The sequence below is a fragment of the Pseudomonas sp. LPB0260 genome (assembly GCF_013388395.1).
Map to the genome: position 1 here is coordinate 3,694,048 of NZ_CP058247.1, position 16,530 is coordinate 3,710,577.

At 62.9% G+C, this 16,530-nt stretch carries 15 protein-coding genes; 10 read left to right on the forward strand and 5 right to left on the reverse strand.

Going from position 1 to position 16,530, the window contains the following annotated elements; translation table 11 throughout:
- Nucleotides 1-16: 16 nt before the first annotated feature.
- Together lolA and ftsK are read right to left on the reverse strand one after the other, a co-directional pair.
- Nucleotides 17-643: an outer membrane lipoprotein chaperone LolA gene (gene lolA, locus LPB260_RS16570; RefSeq protein ID WP_208706905.1), complete on the reverse strand. Its 627-nt coding sequence runs from the start codon at nt 641-643 to the stop codon at nt 17-19.
- A gap of 30 nt (nt 644-673) precedes the next feature.
- Entirely contained in the window at nt 674-3,076 is a 2,403-nt protein-coding gene (gene ftsK / locus LPB260_RS16575; RefSeq protein WP_256625440.1) for a DNA translocase FtsK, read from the reverse strand.
- Nucleotides 3,077-3,319: 243 nt separating this feature from the next.
- On the opposite strand from ftsK, the gene trxB reads away from it, so the two are divergent.
- The 4 genes from trxB to infA all read left to right on the forward strand — a co-directional run bounded on the left by trxB (nt 3,320) and on the right by infA (nt 6,085).
- Nucleotides 3,320-4,270 (forward strand): thioredoxin-disulfide reductase, encoded by a 951-nt coding sequence (gene trxB, locus LPB260_RS16580; RefSeq protein ID WP_208706907.1) that lies wholly within the window; start codon nt 3,320-3,322, stop codon nt 4,268-4,270.
- Nucleotides 4,271-4,323: 53 nt separating this feature from the next.
- A complete protein-coding gene (aat, locus tag LPB260_RS16585; protein WP_208706908.1) occupies nt 4,324-5,004 on the forward strand; it encodes a leucyl/phenylalanyl-tRNA--protein transferase in 681 nt (226 codons plus the stop codon).
- Nucleotides 5,005-5,058: 54 nt separating this feature from the next.
- The gene (locus tag LPB260_RS16590) at nt 5,059-5,766 is read left to right on the forward strand and encodes an arginyltransferase (protein ID WP_208706909.1); all 708 of its coding nucleotides are present in this window, start codon (nt 5,059-5,061) and stop codon (nt 5,764-5,766) included.
- Between the two features lie 100 nt (nt 5,767-5,866).
- The gene (infA, locus tag LPB260_RS16595) at nt 5,867-6,085 is read left to right on the forward strand and encodes a translation initiation factor IF-1 (protein ID WP_002553999.1); all 219 of its coding nucleotides are present in this window, start codon (nt 5,867-5,869) and stop codon (nt 6,083-6,085) included.
- 56 nt (nt 6,086-6,141) lie between these two features.
- Here infA and clpA read toward each other — a convergent pair whose 3' ends face one another.
- A complete protein-coding gene (clpA, locus tag LPB260_RS16600; RefSeq protein ID WP_208706910.1) occupies nt 6,142-8,412 on the reverse strand; it encodes an ATP-dependent Clp protease ATP-binding subunit ClpA in 2,271 nt (756 codons plus the stop codon).
- Between the two features lie 29 nt (nt 8,413-8,441).
- Nucleotides 8,442-8,804 carry an ATP-dependent Clp protease adapter ClpS gene (clpS, locus tag LPB260_RS16605; protein ID WP_208706911.1) on the reverse strand — a complete coding sequence of 121 codons (363 nt, stop codon included), beginning with the start codon at nt 8,802-8,804 and terminating at the stop codon, nt 8,442-8,444.
- Between the two features lie 228 nt (nt 8,805-9,032).
- Between clpS and cspD the strand changes: the two genes are divergently transcribed.
- Nucleotides 9,033-9,296 (forward strand): cold shock domain-containing protein CspD, encoded by a 264-nt coding sequence (gene cspD, locus LPB260_RS16610; protein WP_208706912.1) that lies wholly within the window; start codon nt 9,033-9,035, stop codon nt 9,294-9,296.
- A gap of 70 nt (nt 9,297-9,366) precedes the next feature.
- On the opposite strand, the gene icd is transcribed toward cspD, so the two are convergent.
- A complete protein-coding gene (gene icd / locus LPB260_RS16615; protein WP_208706913.1) occupies nt 9,367-10,623 on the reverse strand; it encodes an NADP-dependent isocitrate dehydrogenase in 1,257 nt (418 codons plus the stop codon).
- A gap of 363 nt (nt 10,624-10,986) precedes the next feature.
- On the opposite strand from icd, the gene LPB260_RS16620 reads away from it, so the two are divergent.
- The 5 genes from LPB260_RS16620 (at nt 10,987) to LPB260_RS16640 (ending at nt 16,451) form a co-directional block, all read left to right on the forward strand.
- Nucleotides 10,987-13,212, forward strand: a complete 2,226-nt coding sequence (locus tag LPB260_RS16620) for an NADP-dependent isocitrate dehydrogenase (RefSeq protein ID WP_208706914.1) — start codon at nt 10,987-10,989, stop codon at nt 13,210-13,212.
- 116 nt (nt 13,213-13,328) lie between these two features.
- Nucleotides 13,329-13,769 (forward strand): NUDIX hydrolase, encoded by a 441-nt coding sequence (locus tag LPB260_RS16625; protein ID WP_208706915.1) that lies wholly within the window; start codon nt 13,329-13,331, stop codon nt 13,767-13,769.
- 70 nt (nt 13,770-13,839) lie between these two features.
- Nucleotides 13,840-14,973 carry a tRNA 2-thiouridine(34) synthase MnmA gene (gene mnmA / locus LPB260_RS16630; protein WP_208706916.1) on the forward strand — a complete coding sequence of 378 codons (1,134 nt, stop codon included), beginning with the start codon at nt 13,840-13,842 and terminating at the stop codon, nt 14,971-14,973.
- Nucleotides 14,970-15,590: a high frequency lysogenization protein HflD gene (hflD, locus tag LPB260_RS16635; protein WP_208706917.1), complete on the forward strand. Its 621-nt coding sequence runs from the start codon at nt 14,970-14,972 to the stop codon at nt 15,588-15,590. The genes mnmA and hflD overlap by 4 nt, the downstream gene beginning before the upstream one ends.
- Before the next feature lie 3 nt (nt 15,591-15,593).
- Nucleotides 15,594-16,451, forward strand: coding sequence for a DMT family transporter (locus LPB260_RS16640; protein WP_208706918.1), 858 nt, complete (start codon nt 15,594-15,596; stop codon nt 16,449-16,451).
- Nucleotides 16,452-16,530: the final 79 nt, after the last annotated feature.

Here is a 16,530-nt window from a genome sequence, read left to right on the forward strand (position 1 = left end):
GCCGGGTCGTGGCCTCTTACTCTTGAATGACGTCCGCGCCCTCGGGAATGTCGAAGCTGAACTGCCCGTCATCCAGGCTTTCGTTCATCTGCACATTGAGGAACAGGATATTGGTGCGCTGGCCGATGCTGTCGATCAGCTGCATGTCGTTGAGCACACCGCTGCGGAACGACAGGCGCAGGCTGTCGAACAGGCTGTCCTTGGACTTGGGCTTGAGCATGAAGTCGACCACGCTGCCGCCTTCCTTGTGACTGATCTCGAAGTTGTCCTGGATCTTCGACACGTCGCCGGACAGCAGCAGCGCCGGGGTGTGGGTCAGGCGCTGGTCGAGGGTCTGAATGGTGACCTGCTCCAGGTCCGGGTCATACAGCCAGACCTTCTCGCCGTTGGACACCAGCAGTTGCTCCATCGGCTCGTCGGTGTGCCAGCGGAACAGCCCCGGGCGCTTGAGCGCCAGCTGGCCGGCGGTTTCCTGCAGCTGGGTGCCGCCGCCATCCAGGGTCAGCTGGGAGAAGCGCGCGGTAATGGTCTGGGCCTGGTTGAGCAACTGGGTCAGGCGCTGCACCGAGGCCTGCTCATCGGCCAGGGCGGCGCAGCTGGTGACGCTAAGTGCTGCCAGTAACAACATGCGAATCAGGCGCATGGAACTCCTCATCAGGTCGGTTTCCCGGTATCAGTCGCGGACGGGCCCGGGCGCTATCACTTCGCGCGAGCCATTGGTGTTCATTGAGGTCACCACGCCGGCCATCTCCATGGCCTCGATCATCCGTGCCGCGCGGTTGTAGCCGATCTTCAGCTTGCGCTGCACGGCGGAGATCGACGCGCGCCGGCTCTCGGTGACGAAGCGCACCGCCTCATCGTACAGCGGGTCCTCCTCGCTGCCCTCGCCGCCGCCTTCGCCGCCACCGTCGAAGCCGCTGCCGGCCTCTTCGGCGCCGGCCAGGATGTCTTCGATATAGTCCGGCGTACCGCGCTGCTTCCAGGCCTCGACCACACGATGCACCTCGTCGTCGGAGACGAAGGCGCCATGCACGCGAATCGGCAAGCCGGTGCCGGGCGGCAGGTAGAGCATGTCACCATGACCGAGCAACTGCTCGGCGCCGCCCTGGTCGAGGATGGTGCGCGAGTCGATCTTGCTGGACACCTGAAAGGCCATACGGGTCGGAATATTCGCCTTGATCAGACCGGTGATCACATCCACCGACGGGCGCTGGGTAGCGAGGATCAGGTGAATGCCGGCTGCCCGGGCCTTCTGTGCAATCCGGGCGATCAGCTCTTCAACCTTCTTGCCGACGATCATCATCATGTCGGCGAACTCGTCGACTATGACCACGATGGTCGGCAAGGGGTTCAACAGCGGCGCCTCGTCTTCCATGCTCTGGCGCTTGTACAGCGGGTCGGGCAGGGGCGTGCCCGCCTCGATGGCGTCCTTGACCTTGCGATTGAAGCCGGCCAGGTTACGCACGCCCATCGCCGCCATCAGGCGGTAGCGCCGTTCCATCTCGGCCACGCTCCAGCGCAGGGCGTTGGCCGCCTCCTTCATGTCGGTGACGACCGGGCACAGCAGATGGGGAATGCCCTCGTAGATCGACAGTTCGAGCATCTTCGGGTCGATCATGATCAGCCGCGCGTCTTCCGGCTTGGACTTGAACAGGATCGACAGGATCATGGCGTTGACCCCGACCGACTTGCCCGAGCCGGTGGTACCGGCCACCAGCAGGTGCGGCATCTTCGCCAGGTCGGTGATCACCGGTTTGCCGCCGATATCGTGGCCCAGGGCCAGGGTCACCGGCGACTTGGCGTCATCGTACTCGCTGGACGACAGCACCTCGGAAAAGCGCACGATCTGCCGGTCTTCGTTGGGGATCTCGATACCCACGGTGGTCTTGCCGGGAATGACTTCCACTACCCGCACGCTGATCACCGCCAGCGAGCGCGCCAGGTCCTTGGCCAGATTGGAGATGCGGCTGACCTTGACGCCGGCGGCCGGCTGGATCTCGAAACGGGTGATCACCGGCCCCGGGTGCACCGACTCGACGATGACCTCGACGCCGAACTCCTTGAGCTTGATCTCCAGCAGTCGCGACATGGCTTCCAGCGACTCGGGGGAAAACTGCTTCTGCTTCTTCTCCGCCACATCCAGGATGGAAATCGGTGGCAGCGAGCCCTCCACCGCGGCATCGACGAACAGTGGCGCCTGCTTTTCCTTCAGCACGCGCTTGCTCGGTTCGGCGGGTTTCGGATCGGCTGGCGGAGTGATGATCGGTGCCACGCGCTTTTCGCGCTCGCTCATGTGCTTGCTCAGCGCTTCCTCGCGCTCGATCAGGCGCTCCTTGACCTTGGCCTGCTCGCGGCGGTCATGGACCACCGGGGCGGCAACCTCGCTGACCCGCTCATCGGCCTCGCGCAGCTTGGCAACCAGTTGCTTGCGCTCCTGCCGCGCGCTCCACCAGCGATTGACCAGGCCGTGGATCAGCTCGACCAGGTCCAGGGTGATCTTGCCGGTCAGGTCCATGACCTTGAACCACGACAGGTCGGTGAACACGGTCAGGCCGAAGAGGAACAGCGCGATGAACATCAAGGTACTGCCCTGTACGTTCAGGGCATTGACCGCCAGTTGGCCTAGGCTCTCGCCCAGTGCGCCGCCTGCCGAAGCGGGCATGCTGGCACCGGCATTGAAGTGGATATAGGCCAGGGCCGCGCCGGACAGCACCAGGAACACCAGGCCGATCAGCCGCCAGGAGAACAGCCAGCCGCTCCACTGCCAGGGTTGGTGGCGGGCACGAAAGACCTGCAGGGTCTTGACGCCCAGCAGCAGCGGAAACAGGTAGGCGAAGTAACCAAGCGCCATAAACAGGATGTCGGCGAACCAGGCGCCGGCACGTCCGGCCGCATTTTGCACCTGCTCGACGTTGCTGGTGTGGGTCCAGCCCGGGTCGGCGGCGTCGTAGGTCAGCAGCGCCATCCACAGGTACAGGCACAGCGCACCCAGGGCGATCAGCGCGCCTTCCTTGAGCCGGTAAGGCAGTTGCTGGCGCCAGAGCGGCGCCTGAGCGGTAGAGCTAGAGTTCTTCAAACGCATTCATTCCTGCGTCGGCAACACGCCGATTCTTAGGTTAACGGCGAAAAGTGGCCTATTGTACGGGTTTGCCCGAGTGATGCCACGCCACCCAAGCAGTGACGCGAAGCGCTGGCCGCGCTCTGGACCGCTGGCTCCCGCTTCCCCCACGCTTCGGTGTAGCATAGCCAGCAACAACTTCCGTGCAGCTCAATTGGAGCATGCATTCTCTTTTGTGACAAAGGCTTATGAGGTGTTTTTATGAGCGAAGTCAAGCATTCGCGCTTGATCATTCTGGGTTCCGGACCGGCCGGATACAGCGCTGCGGTCTACGCCGCCCGCGCCAATCTCAAGCCCGTGGTCATCACCGGTATCCAGCCCGGCGGCCAGCTCACCACCACCACCGAAGTGGACAACTGGCCGGGTGATGTCGAAGGCCTGACCGGACCGGATCTGATGGTGCGCATGCAGAAACATGCCGAGCGCTTCGACACCGAGATCGTCTACGACCACATCCATACCGCCGAGTTGCAGCAGCGCCCCTTCACCCTCAAGGGCGACAGCGGCACCTATACCTGCGACGCCCTGATCATCGCCACCGGCGCCAGCGCCCAGTACCTCGGCCTGCCTTCGGAAGAAGCCTTCGCCGGCAAGGGCGTTTCGGCCTGCGCCACCTGTGACGGCTTCTTCTACCGCAACCAGGTCGTTGCCGTTGTGGGCGGCGGCAACACTGCCGTCGAAGAGGCGCTGTACCTGTCCAATATCGCCAAGGAAGTCCACCTGATCCACCGCCGCGACAAGCTGCGTGCCGAGAAGATCCTGCAGGACAAGCTGTTCGACAAGGCCGAGAACGGCAATGTGGTCCTGCACTGGAACCACACCCTTGACGAAGTGCTGGGCGATACCAGCGGAGTCACCGGCGTGCGCCTGAAGGACACCGCAAGCGGCGCGAGCAAGGAGCTGGCCTTGGCCGGCGTATTCATCGCCATCGGCCACAAGCCCAACACCGAGCTGTTCCAGGGCCAGCTGGAAATGCGCGACGGCTACCTGCTGATCAAGGGCGGCAGCGAAGGCAATGCGACGGCGACCGCCATCGAGGGCGTGTTCGCCGCCGGCGACGTGGCCGACCACGTCTACCGCCAGGCCGTGACTTCGGCGGGCGCCGGCTGCATGGCGGCACTGGATGCCGAGAAGTTCCTCGACGACATCTGATCGCCCAGGGGCGGGCGCCCGGCGCCCGCCCTACCCTCTTGCGGCCTTACTCGATGCTGACCTGGCTCCAACGCGACTCGCTAAGCTTCCCTCCACTCGAACGCGCCCTGCACGAGCCCAACGGACTGTTGGCCGCCGGCGGCGACCTCGGCGCTGAGCGCCTGATCCAAGCGTACCGCCACGGCTGCTTTCCCTGGTTCCAGGACGGCCAGCCCATTCTCTGGTGGTCCCCGGACCCACGCACCGTGCTCCCCCCCAAGGAGCTGCATGTCTCCCGCAGCCTGGCAAAGCTGCTGCGCCAAGGTCGCTACCGAGTGACCTTCGACAAAGCGTTCGCCGATGTCATCCAGGCCTGCGCCGCCCCCCGACCTTACGCTGAGGGCACCTGGATCACCTCCGACATGCAGCGCGCCTACCTGGAACTGCATCGGCGCGGCATCGCCCACTCGGTCGAGGTATGGCAGGAAGAGCGCCTGGTCGGCGGCCTCTACGGGCTCGCCATGGGCCAGCTGTTCTTCGGCGAATCCATGTTCAGCCGAGCCGACAACGCCTCCAAGATTGGCTTCGCGACTTTGGTCAGACACCTGCAACGCTGGGGCTTTGCCCTGATTGACTGCCAGATGCCGACCCAGCACCTGGAAAATTTCGGTGCCCGCTCGATCCCTCGCAGCGAGTTCGCCAGGCTGCTGTCTGAGCACCTGGATCAGCCCAGCGGCGCCGACTGGCTCGCCTAGGCGAGCACGGTCGCCTGGCATACACTTACTCAAGGTTTACCCCGAGAGTCGACCATGACCGAGCTGGCCCGCTTAAAGTTCTATGCCACTCAGCCCCATCCATGCAGCTACCTGCCCGCAGAACAGGCCACGACCCTGTTCCTCGACCCCAGCCAGCCCATGGATGCGGAGGTCTACGCCGAGCTTTCGGAAATGGGCTTTCGCCGCAGCGGCGATCACCTCTACCGCCCCCACTGCCAGCACTGCAACGCCTGCATTGCCGCGCGCATCCCGGCCAACCTGTTTCATCCCAATCGTCAGCAGCGGCGCATTTTCAAGCGCAACCAGGACATCCAGGTTCGCCCGGTACGGCCGGTATTCAGCGAGGAGTATTACGCCCTTTACGTGCGCTATATCGAGCAGCGCCACGCCGACGGCGACATGTACCCGCCCAGCCGCGAACAGTTCGCCACCTTTCTGGTTCGCGACCTGCCGTTTTCCCGTTTCTACGAATTTCGCCTCGACGGTCGATTACTGGCGATCGCTGTCACCGACGTACTGCCCAACGGCCTTTCCGCGGTCTATACCTTCTACGAGCCGAGCGAGGAGCGGCGCAGTCTGGGCCGCTTCGCCATTCTTTGGCAGATCGCCGAGGCAGCACGCCTGGGCCTACACGCCGTCTACCTCGGCTACTGGATAAAGAACTGCCGCAAGATGAACTACAAGACGCAGTACCGCCCGATCGAGCTGTTCGTCAATCAGCGCTGGATAACGCTTAGCTGAAGACCTTGGCGGAACCCCCTGTTTTCGGGCACAATGCACGCCGCTTTTGCCTGGGGCCAGTTGCGCCGGGCCATTCTTTGGATACCGAGGGCTTTACTGCATGTCGAAAGAAGACAGCTTCGAAATGGAAGGCACTGTCGTCGACACCCTGCCCAACACCATGTTCCGTGTGGAGTTGGAAAATGGGCACGTCGTTACCGCGCACATCTCCGGAAAGATGCGCAAGAACTACATCCGCATTCTGACTGGCGACAAGGTTCGCGTAGAGCTGACACCTTATGACTTGAGCAAGGGTCGCATCACCTACCGCGCCCGCTAAGCCAAGCACCAGTAAAAACGCCCGGCATTGCCGGGCGTTTTTGTTGCAACTCAACCTCAGGCCATCTCGGCCGTGGTCTCGAAGCTGAAGGTCAACTCACCTTCGGCAAGCTCTACGTGCACGACGCCGCCATGCTCGGCCAGTTCACCGAACAGTATCTCCTCCGCCAGCGGACGCTTGATCTTGTCCTGGATCAGTCGCGCCATCGGTCGAGCCCCCATCTGCACGTCGTAGCCCTGCTCTGCCAGCCAGTCGCGCGCCTCATCGCTGACCTCGAGCATGACGCGCTTGTCCTCAAGCTGCGCCTGCAGCTCGGTGAGGAACTTGTCGACGATGCTCTTGATCACCTCGTGACTCAGGCGACCGAACTGGATGATGGTGTCCAGGCGATTGCGGAACTCCGGCGTGAAGCTCTTCTTGATCACCTCCATCGCATCCGATGAGTGATCCTGATAGGTGAAACCTATCGAGGCCCGGGCAGCAGTCTCGGCTCCGGCATTGGTGGTCATGATCAGGATGACGTTGCGGAAATCGGCCTTGCGCCCGTTATTGTCGGTCAGGGTGCCGTGGTCCATCACCTGCAGCAGCAGGTTGAAGACCTCCGGATGCGCCTTTTCGATCTCGTCAAGCAGCAGCACGCAATGCGGCATCTTGGTGATCGCCTCGGTCAGTAGGCCACCCTGATCGAATCCGACATAACCCGGCGGCGCACCGATCAAGCGCGAAACCGTGTGTCGCTCCATGTACTCGGACATGTCGAAGCGCACCAGCTCGATCCCCAGCGCCTTGGCCAATTGGCGTGCCGCCTCGGTCTTGCCGACACCAGTAGGGCCGGCGAACAGGAACGAACCGACCGGCTTGTCCGGCGCCTTGAGGCCCGCGCGCGACAGCTTGATCGCAGTGGAAAGCGAGTCGATTGCCGCATCCTGACCGAACACGGTGAGCTTCAGATCACGCTCCAGATTGCGCAGCAGCTCCTTGTCCGAGCTACTGACATGCTTGGGCGGAATCCGCGCGATCTTGGCGACGATGTCCTCGACCTGGGGCACATCGATACGCTTCACGCGCTTATCTTCCGGCTGCAACCGCTGATAGGCGCCGGCCTCGTCAATTACGTCGATAGCCTTGTCGGGCATATGGCGATCATTGATGTAGCGAGCAGCCAGCTCGGCCGCGGCACGCAGGGCCTCATCGCTGTACTCGATGCTGTGATGCTGCTCGAACTTCGACTTCAGACCACGCAGGATGCCAACGGTGTCTTCGACGGACGGCTCGACCACGTCAACCTTCTGGAAGCGCCGCGCCAGAGCGCGATCCTTCTCGAAGATCCCGCGAAATTCCTGGAAGGTAGTCGAGCCAATGCAACGGATTTCGCCCGAAGACAGCACGGGCTTGAGCAGATTGGACGCATCCATCACGCCGCCGGACGCCGCGCCGGCACCGATGATGGTATGGATTTCATCGACGAACAGGATCGCATGAGGGCGCCGGCGCAGCTCATTGAGCAGCGCCTTGAAGCGCTTCTCGAAGTCGCCCCGGTACTTGGTACCAGCGAGCAGCGCCCCCAGATCCAGCGAATAGACCACGCTGTCGGCCAACAGATCAGGGACCTGCTCGTCGACGATGCGCTTGGCCAGACCCTCGGCGATAGCGGTCTTGCCTACACCGGCCTCGCCGACCAGCAGAGGATTGTTCTTGCGCCGACGCGCGAGGATCTGCGCCACGCGCTCAACCTCGAGTTCGCGACCGACCAAGGGATCGATGCGCCCCAGTCGCGCCAGCTCATTCAGGTTGCTGGCGTAGGCATCCAACGGGTTACTGGAGGTGGAAGACTCACCGCCTTCCTCATCCTGCAACTCCTGCTCAGACTCCGAATGCCCTCCATGCCCCGGCACCTTGGAAATACCATGGGCGATGAAGTTGACCACATCGATCCGGGCAACGCTCTGCTGCTTGAGCAGAAACACCGCCTGGCTTTCCTGCTCGCTGAAGATAGCCACCAGCACATTGGCGCCTGTAACCTCGCGCTTTCCGGAGCTCTGCACATGGAACACCGCGCGCTGCAATACGCGCTGAAAGCCCAGGGTAGGCTGCGTCTCGCGCTCCTCATCGTGTTGCGGGATCAGGGGTGTGGTGGAGTCTATGAACTCCAGCAGGTCGTGCCGCAACTTGTCCAGGTTGGCGCCACAGGCGCGCAACACGCTGGCCGCTGCCTCATTGTCCAATAGTGCCAGCAGGAGGTGCTCAACCGTCATAAATTCATGACGCTTGGTGCGAGCCTCTTTGAAGGCCAGATTGAGGGTGACTTCGAGCTCTCGATTTAACATAGCTTCACCTCATGCCCAAGCGGCCGGCGTTAACCGTCCTTCTCGATCTCACAGAGTAATGGATGCTGGCTTTCTCTTGCGTATTGGTTGACCTGCATAGCCTTGGTTTCAGCTATATCCCGGGTGAACACCCCGCATACGGCCCGTCCCTCTGTGTGGACGGTAAGCATGATCTTGGTCGCCAGCTCCCGGTTCAGATTGAAGAACACTTCGAGCACCTCGACCACGAAGTCCATGGGCGTGTAGTCATCATTGAATAAGACCACCTTATACAGCGGTGGTGCCTGCAACGCCGGCTTGGATTCCTGTACGGCAAGGCCGGTGGAGTCGTCCTCGTGCGTTTCAGGGCGGTCCTGATTGAATGTTAGTCGAATCTGGCTACTTGCATGCATGCTGAAAATTAGCTTCGTGGTTGGGCGAATACGGATGCTAGAAGGAGTTTGAACGGCTTCGCAGCTGGTTGCAGCATTGCCTTGACTATCGGCAAAACGGTGTTACAAACAATGAATACCCACTACGGGTAGAGGGATTCCGCGCCTTCGCCCAACCCGGTCGTTTCATGCGCGGAATCGAAGTGGATGATACTCCAGTGATGGAGTCCTTTGCAGAGGGATATGAGCATGCTTAGCGGTAAGGTCAAGTGGTTCAACAACGCCAAAGGCTATGGGTTCATCCTCGCCGACGGCCGAGATGAGGACCTGTTCGCCCACTACTCGGCTATTCAGATGGATGGTTACAAAACGCTCAAGGCCGGCCAGCCGGTCAACTTCGACATTATCCAAGGCCCCAAAGGGCTCCACGCCGTGAACATCCGCGCAGCTTCGGCCAGCGCCGAGACGCCCGCTGTCATCAGCCAGCCGCAGGGCACGACGATCGAGGCCTGACAACAGGGCTGCCACCCAGCCATGAAAAAGTCCGGTCAATCGACCGGCCTTTTTCATGCGCTCAACCCGCTTACATGTGCGCGATCATTGCATCGCCGAACTGCGAGCAGGACATGAGGGTTGCACCCTCCATCAGGCGCTCGAAGTCATAGGTCACCGTCTTCGCCGCGATGGCGCCGTTGGTGCCCTTGATGATCAGGTCCGCCGCCTCGGTCCAGCCCATGTGGCGCAGCATCATCTCGGCAGAAAGAATCACCGACCCCGGGTTGACCTTATCCTGGCCAGCGTACTTCGGCGCGGTGCCGTGGGTCGCCTCGAACATGGCGATGGTATCCGACAGGTTGGCGCCGGGGGCAATGCCGATACCGCCCACTTCCGCGGCCAGCGCGTCGGACAGGTAGTCACCATTGAGATTCAGGGTGGCGATCACATCATACTCGGCCGGACGCAGCAGGATCTGCTGCAGCATGGCATCGGCGATGGCGTCCTTGACCACGATCTTCTTGCCGGTCTTCGGGTTGCTGAACTGCATCCATGGACCGCCATCGAGCAACTCGGCGCCAAATTCATCGCGCGCCACTTCGTAGCCCCACTCCTTGAAGGCACCTTCGGTGAACTTCATGATGTTGCCTTTGTGGACGAAGGTCACGGAGCTGCGATCATTGTCGACTGCGTACTGCAGCGCCTTGCGCACCAGGCGCTTGGTGCCTTCCAGGGACACCGGCTTGATGCCGATGCCGCAGTTTTCGGTGAAGCGGATTTTCGTGACGCCCATTTCCTCGGTCAGGAACTTGATGACCTTCTCGGCTTCAGGCGAACCGGCCTTCCACTCCACGCCGGCGTAGATGTCCTCGGAGTTCTCGCGGAAGATCACCATATCCACGTCGCCGGGCTTCTTCACCGGGCTCGGGACCCCCTCGAACCAGCGTACGGGGCGCTGACAGACATACAGATCGAGCTCCTGACGCAGGGCCACGTTCAGCGAGCGGATACCGCCACCGACAGGGGTGGTCAGCGGGCCCTTGATGGACACGACATAGTCGCGAACGGCTTCGAGGGTCTCTTTCGGCAACCAGGTGTCCTGGTCGTAGACCTGGGTGGCCTTCTCACCGGCATAGACCTCCATCCAGGAAATCTTGCGCTGGCCGCCGTAGGCCTTCTCCACGGCCGCATCGACGACCTTGATCATCACCGGGCTGATATCGACGCCAATGCCATCACCCTCGATGAACGGGATGATCGGGTTGTTCGGCACATTGAGCGACATATCGGCATTGACGGTGATTTTGTCACCGGTTACTGGCACCTGGATCTTTTGGTATCCCATGCTGGACTCCGTCTTGTGGTTAAACAGCGGTCAACGACCGAGAGTAGCGCACTTGAATCGACCGAAACCATATGTTCGTTGGTCTCATGCACAAGAGCGTTCTGCGTCACTAGGACGCAGTGATATACTGCGCGGATGACTACTAAGTCATCAGAGCCGGCTTGTCTTGAACGAGACGAGCGCCTCTTGGAACCGACGCATTGCCACCGCGATTCGCCGGCTCGAATTGCTCGACACTCTACTGGTGCATCCATCATCACTGCGGCGAGTTCTCGACTCCTGGCCCAAACGGAGGGCCCTGGCGCCTACCCGCGCACGTCGAGATTCTGTGTACGCTCAGCAAAGAAGAGAGTTAACTCTAATATGTCCACCCGTTCGAAGATTATCTACACCTTCACCGACGAAGCTCCAGCGCTCGCCACCTATTCGCTCCTACCCATTGTAGAAGCCTTCGCCGCATCCGCTGACATAGCCGTCGAAACACGCGACATCTCTCTTGCAGGGCGTATTCTTGCGAGCTTTGCCGACCAGCTGGGTGCCGACAAGCAGGTCAGCGACGACCTCGCCGAGCTGGCCGTTCTGGCCACCACGCCGGACGCCAACATCATCAAGCTGCCCAACATCAGCGCCTCGGTACCCCAGCTCAAGGCCGCGATCGCCGAGCTGCAGGCCCAGGGCTACAACATCCCCAATTACCCGGAAGACCCGCAGACCGACGCCGAGAAAGACGCCCGCGCCCGCTACGCCAAGGTGCTCGGCAGCGCGGTGAACCCGGTCCTGCGCGAGGGCAACTCCGACCGTCGCGCACCGGCGGCGGTCAAGGCCTACGCGCGCAAGCATCCGCACTCCATGGGCAAGTGGAGCATGGCCTCGCAGTCCCACGCCGACTACATGCGCGACGGCGACTTCTTCTCCAGCGAGCAGTCCATCACCATGGACAAGGCCGGCGACGTGCGCATCGAGTTCGTCGGCAAGGACGGCAAGGTCGAGGTGAAGAAGCAGCTCGCCCTGCAGGAAGGCGAAGTGTTCGACAGCATGTTCATGAGCTGCCGCAAGCTGCGCGACTTCTTCGAGAAGACCCTGCAGGACTGCAAGGAAACCGGCGTCATGTGGTCGCTGCACGTCAAGGCGACCATGATGAAGGTCTCCCACCCGATCGTCTTCGGCCACGCCGTCAGCGTCTACTACAAGGAAGCCTTCGATAAGCACGGCGAGCTGTTCAAAGAGCTGGGCGTGAACCCGAACAACGGCATCAGCAGCGTCTACGACAAGATCAAGGTACTGCCGGCTTCGCAGCAGGAAGAAATCCTCCACGACGTTCACGCCTGCTACAGCGGTCGCCCGGAAATGGCCATGGTCGACTCGGTCAAGGGCATCACCAACCTGCACATCCCCAGCGACGTGATCGTCGACGCCTCGATGCCGGCGATGATCCGCAGCTCCGGGCAGATGTGGGGCAAGGACGGCAAGCTGAAGGACACCAAGGCCGTCATGCCGGAAAGCACCTATGCGCGCATCTACCAGGAGATGATCAACTTCTGCAAGACCAATGGCGCCTTCGATCCGACCACCATGGGCTCGGTACCGAACGTCGGCCTGATGGCGCAGAAGGCCGAAGAGTACGGCTCCCACGACAAGACCTTCGAGATGACCGCCGACGGCACCATGCGCGTGGTCCTGGCGGACGGCACCGTACTGATGCAGCACGAAGTCGAAGCCGGCGACATCTGGCGCGCCTGCCAGACCAAGGACGCGCCGATCCGCGACTGGGTCAAGCTGGCCGTGACCCGCGCCCGTCAGTCCGACACCCCGGCGATCTTCTGGCTGGACCCGGAGCGCGCCCACGACCGCGAACTGCAGAAGAAGGTCGAAACCTATCTGCAGGACCATGACCTGAGCGGCCTGGATATCCGCATGATGGGCTACAACGAAGCCATCCGTGTGAGCATGGAGCGCATGATCCGCGGCCAGGACACCATCTCGGTGACTGGCAACGTGCTGCGCGACTACCTCACCGACCTGTTCCCGATCATGGAGCTCGGCACCTCCGCCAAGATGCTCTCCATCGTCCCGCTGATGGCTGGCGGCGGCATGTACGAGACCGGCGCCGGCGGTTCTGCGCCGAAGCATGTGCAGCAGCTGATCGAAGAGAACCACCTGCGCTGGGACTCCCTGGGCGAGTTCCTGGCCCTGGCGGTATCCCTGGAAGAGACCGGCATCAAGACCGACAACCCGAAGGCCAAGCTGCTGGGCAAGACCCTCGATGCGGCCACCGGCAAGTTGCTCGACAACAACAAGTCGCCATCGCGCAAGACCGGTGAACTGGACAACCGCGGCAGCCACTTCTACCTGGCGCTGTACTGGGCTCAGGAACTGGCCGCGCAGAGCGAAGACCCCGAGCTGCAGGCGCAGTTCGCGCCGCTGGCCAAGGCCCTGGCCGACAACGAGGAAACCATCGTTGCCGAGCTGGCCGCCGTCCAGGGCCAGCCGGTCGACATCGCCGGCTACTACCGCGCCAACCCGGAACTGACCAGCAAGGTCATGCGTCCGAGCGCCACCTTCAACGCTGCCCTGGCAGCGCTGGCGTAAGGCGTAGCACCCGCCCCACGGAAACCCCGGCCAAGTGCCGGGGTTTCTGCTTTTCGCACAGGCAAAACCGCGAGTCGCGCCTGCTATGATCGCCCCTTCCTCACGAGACGCCCGCTATGGACTGGAACCCACACATCACAGTTGCCACCATCGTCGAAGATCGCGGTCGGTTCCTTATGGTAGAAGAAGCCAAAGGCGGGGGCCTGGTGCTCAATCAGCCCGCCGGCCATCTCGAAGCCAACGAAACCCTGCGCCAGGCCGCCGTGCGCGAGACGCTCGAGGAGACCGGCTGGGAAGTCCAGCTCACCGGCGTCGTGGGCATCTACCTGTATACCGCCCCGAGCAACGGGGTGACCTATCAGCGCGTCTGCTTCGCCGCCAAGGCCCTGCGCCACGACCCACAACGCCCGCTCGACAGCGGGATAGTCGGCGCCCCCTGGCTGAGCCGCGCCGAGCTGGCCGCCCAGCCCGAACGCTGGCGCAGCGAACTGGTGCTGCGCTGCATCGACGACTACCTCGCCGGTCCGCTGCACGCACTGGACGTAGTCCGCGACTGAACGTCGGCTTCGCCTTGCCATGGCCGGCCTGTTAGAATTTCGTCCTTTTGCAGACCCACTCCGAATTCCTATGCACGATCCAGCCCGTCCATCCCCAGAAAAGCCACGCGTCATAGTCGGCATGTCCGGCGGCGTCGACTCGTCCGTTTCCGCTCTGCTGCTGCTGGAACAGGGCTATCAGGTCGAAGGCCTGTTCATGAAGAACTGGGACGAGGACGACGGCACCGAGTACTGCACGGCCATGGACGACCTGGCCGACGCCCAGGCCGTCTGCGACAAGATCGGCATCAAGCTGCACACCGCCAACTTCGCCGCGGAGTACTGGGACAACGTGTTCGAGCACTTCCTCGCCGAGTACAAGGCGGGCCGCACGCCGAACCCGGACATCCTGTGCAACCGCGAGATCAAGTTCAAAGCCTTCCTCGACTACGCCCTGGCCCTGGGCGCCGACCTGATCGCCACCGGTCACTACGTGCGCCGCCGGGATATCGACGGCCGTACCGAGCTGCTCAAGGGGCTGGACCCGAACAAGGATCAGAGCTACTTCCTGCATGCCGTCGGCGGTGAGCAGATCGCCAGGACCCTGTTCCCGGTCGGCGAGCTGGAAAAGCCCCAGGTACGCGCCATCGCCGAGAAGTATCAGCTGGCCACCGCGAAGAAGAAGGACTCCACCGGCATCTGCTTCATCGGCGAACGGCGTTTCAGCGACTTCCTCAAGCAGTACCTGCCGGCCCAGCCGGGGAATATCGAGACCACCGCCGGCGAGATCATCGGCCGCCACCACGGTCTGATGTACCACACCATCGGTCAACGCCAGGGCCTGGGCATCGGCGGCTTGAAGGACGCCGGCGACGAGCCCTGGTACGTGTTGCGCAAGGATCTGACGCGCAACGTGCTGGTGGTCGGCCAGGGCAATGCGCACCCCTGGCTGTTCTCCCGCGCGCTGCTGGCCTCGGAGATCTATTGGGTCAACCCGATCGACCTGCACAGCCCGCGCCAGCTCACCGCCAAGGTGCGCTACCGGCAAGCCGACCAGCGCTGCACCCTGGAGAAGACCGCCGACGGCTATCGTGCACTGTTCGACGAGCCGCAACGCGCGGTGACGCCCGGGCAGTCGGTGGTGTTCTACGATGGCGAGGTCTGCCTCGGCGGCGGCGTGATCGAAACGGCCGAGCCCTGGAGCCCTGAGGAAGTGCAAGCATGACCCCGACGCAGGAGCAGCTGGTCGCCCTGGGCGCCGTCTTCGAATCCGCCGTGCTGGTCGACAAACTGGCCAGGACCGGCCAGATTGGCGAGCCGGCCCTGGCCTGCATGCTTGGCAGCCTGCTGGCACGCAACCCGCAGAGCACCCTGGATGTCTATGGCGGCGATGACCTCGGTCTGCGCGATGGTTATCGCGCCTTGGTCGGCGCCCTCGAGCGCGACCCGAGCAGCCTGCAACGCGACCCGCTGCGTTACGCCCTGGCCCTGCTCGGCCTGGAGCGCAAACTGGACAAGCGCGACGACCTGCTGCAGATCATGGGCAGCCGCCTGGACCAGGTCCAGCAGCAGACCGAGCATTTCGGCGTGGTACACGACAACGTGATCGCCTCCTGCGGAAGCCTGTACCAGGACACCATCAGCACCTTCCGCCAACGTATCCAGGTGCAGGGCGACATGCGCCACCTGCAGCAACCAAGCAATGCCGCGAAGATCCGCGCCCTGCTGCTGGCCGGCATCCGCGCGGCGCGGCTGTGGCGTCAACTCGGCGGCCATCGCTGGCAGCTGGTATTCAGCCGCGGCAAACTGCTCAAGGAACTCTACCCGCTGCTGCGTGGCTGACCGATGCAGACGCGCCTGGTCCGCCCCGTTCAAGGCGCCGCGCTGCTGGCCTGCTCGGCGCTGCTGTTCTCCCTGATGGGCGTGGGCATTCGCGAGGTTTCCACCAGCGTCAACAACGAGTCGGTGGTGTTCTTCCGCAACCTGGTCGGCGTGCTGTTCTTCCTGCCGCTGATCCTGTTCAAGGGCTGGCGCCCGCTGCAAACCGCGCGCATCCGCTCGCACCTGTGGCGCTCCGGCTACGGCCTGGCGGCGATGTATTGCTTCTTCTACGCCATCGCCCACCTGCCCCTGGCCGACGCCATGCTGTTCACCTACTCGGCGCCGCTGTTCACCCCGCTGATCGCCTGGTGGTGGCTGAAGGAGCCGGTGACCCGACGCATGCTGCTCACCAGTGGCGTCGGCCTGTGCGGCGTGCTGCTGGTCGCCAAGCCCTCCGCCGCCCTGCTCGACGCCCAGGCGCTGATCGGCCTGGCGGCAAGCATCCTGGCGGCGTTCGCCTTCGTCTCGATTCGCGAGATGAGCGACACCGAGCCGGCCTTTCGCATCGTCTTCTATTTCGCCCTGTTCGCCACCCTGGCCTCGGCCATTCCCCTGACCTGGGCCTGGCAGCCCCTGAGCGAGCGACAGCTCGGCTCGCTGCTGACCATCGGCCTGCTCGCCACCGTCAGCCAGATCATCATGTCCAAGGCCTACGGCCTGGCGCCACCGGGGCTGATCGGCCCATTCGCCTACCTGGCCATCGTCTTCGCCGGGCTGCTGGCCTGGCTGCGCTGGGGCGAAACGCCGGACCCCAGCTCGCTGCTGGGCGCCGCGTTGATCTTCGCCGCCAGCCTGCTATCGATCCGCCGACCAGGCCGCTGAACGGCGTCACGCCGATCGCGGCCCGGCCCGCGATTTCATGTATGATATGCGCCCTTTTCAACGCCCGACTGTCCGAGAA

Coding starts and splice junctions, on each gene's coding strand:
- lolA (WP_208706905.1), bottom strand. CDS start 643: ATGCGCCTGATTCGCATGTTGTTACTGGCAGCACTTAGCGTCACCAGC.
- LPB260_RS16625 (WP_208706915.1), top strand. CDS start 13,329: ATGGACTGGAACCCACACATCACAGTTGCCACCATCGTCGAAGATCGC.
- cspD (WP_208706912.1), top strand. CDS start 9,033: ATGCTTAGCGGTAAGGTCAAGTGGTTCAACAACGCCAAAGGCTATGGG.
- clpS (WP_208706911.1), bottom strand. CDS start 8,804: ATGCATGCAAGTAGCCAGATTCGACTAACATTCAATCAGGACCGCCCT.
- clpA (WP_208706910.1), bottom strand. CDS start 8,412: ATGTTAAATCGAGAGCTCGAAGTCACCCTCAATCTGGCCTTCAAAGAG.
- mnmA (WP_208706916.1), top strand. CDS start 13,840: ATGCACGATCCAGCCCGTCCATCCCCAGAAAAGCCACGCGTCATAGTC.
- icd (WP_208706913.1), bottom strand. CDS start 10,623: ATGGGATACCAAAAGATCCAGGTGCCAGTAACCGGTGACAAAATCACC.
- aat (WP_208706908.1), top strand. CDS start 4,324: ATGCTGACCTGGCTCCAACGCGACTCGCTAAGCTTCCCTCCACTCGAA.
- infA (WP_002553999.1), top strand. CDS start 5,867: ATGTCGAAAGAAGACAGCTTCGAAATGGAAGGCACTGTCGTCGACACC.
- trxB (WP_208706907.1), top strand. CDS start 3,320: ATGAGCGAAGTCAAGCATTCGCGCTTGATCATTCTGGGTTCCGGACCG.
- LPB260_RS16620 (WP_208706914.1), top strand. CDS start 10,987: ATGTCCACCCGTTCGAAGATTATCTACACCTTCACCGACGAAGCTCCA.
- hflD (WP_208706917.1), top strand. CDS start 14,970: ATGACCCCGACGCAGGAGCAGCTGGTCGCCCTGGGCGCCGTCTTCGAA.
- LPB260_RS16590 (WP_208706909.1), top strand. CDS start 5,059: ATGACCGAGCTGGCCCGCTTAAAGTTCTATGCCACTCAGCCCCATCCA.
- LPB260_RS16640 (WP_208706918.1), top strand. CDS start 15,594: ATGCAGACGCGCCTGGTCCGCCCCGTTCAAGGCGCCGCGCTGCTGGCC.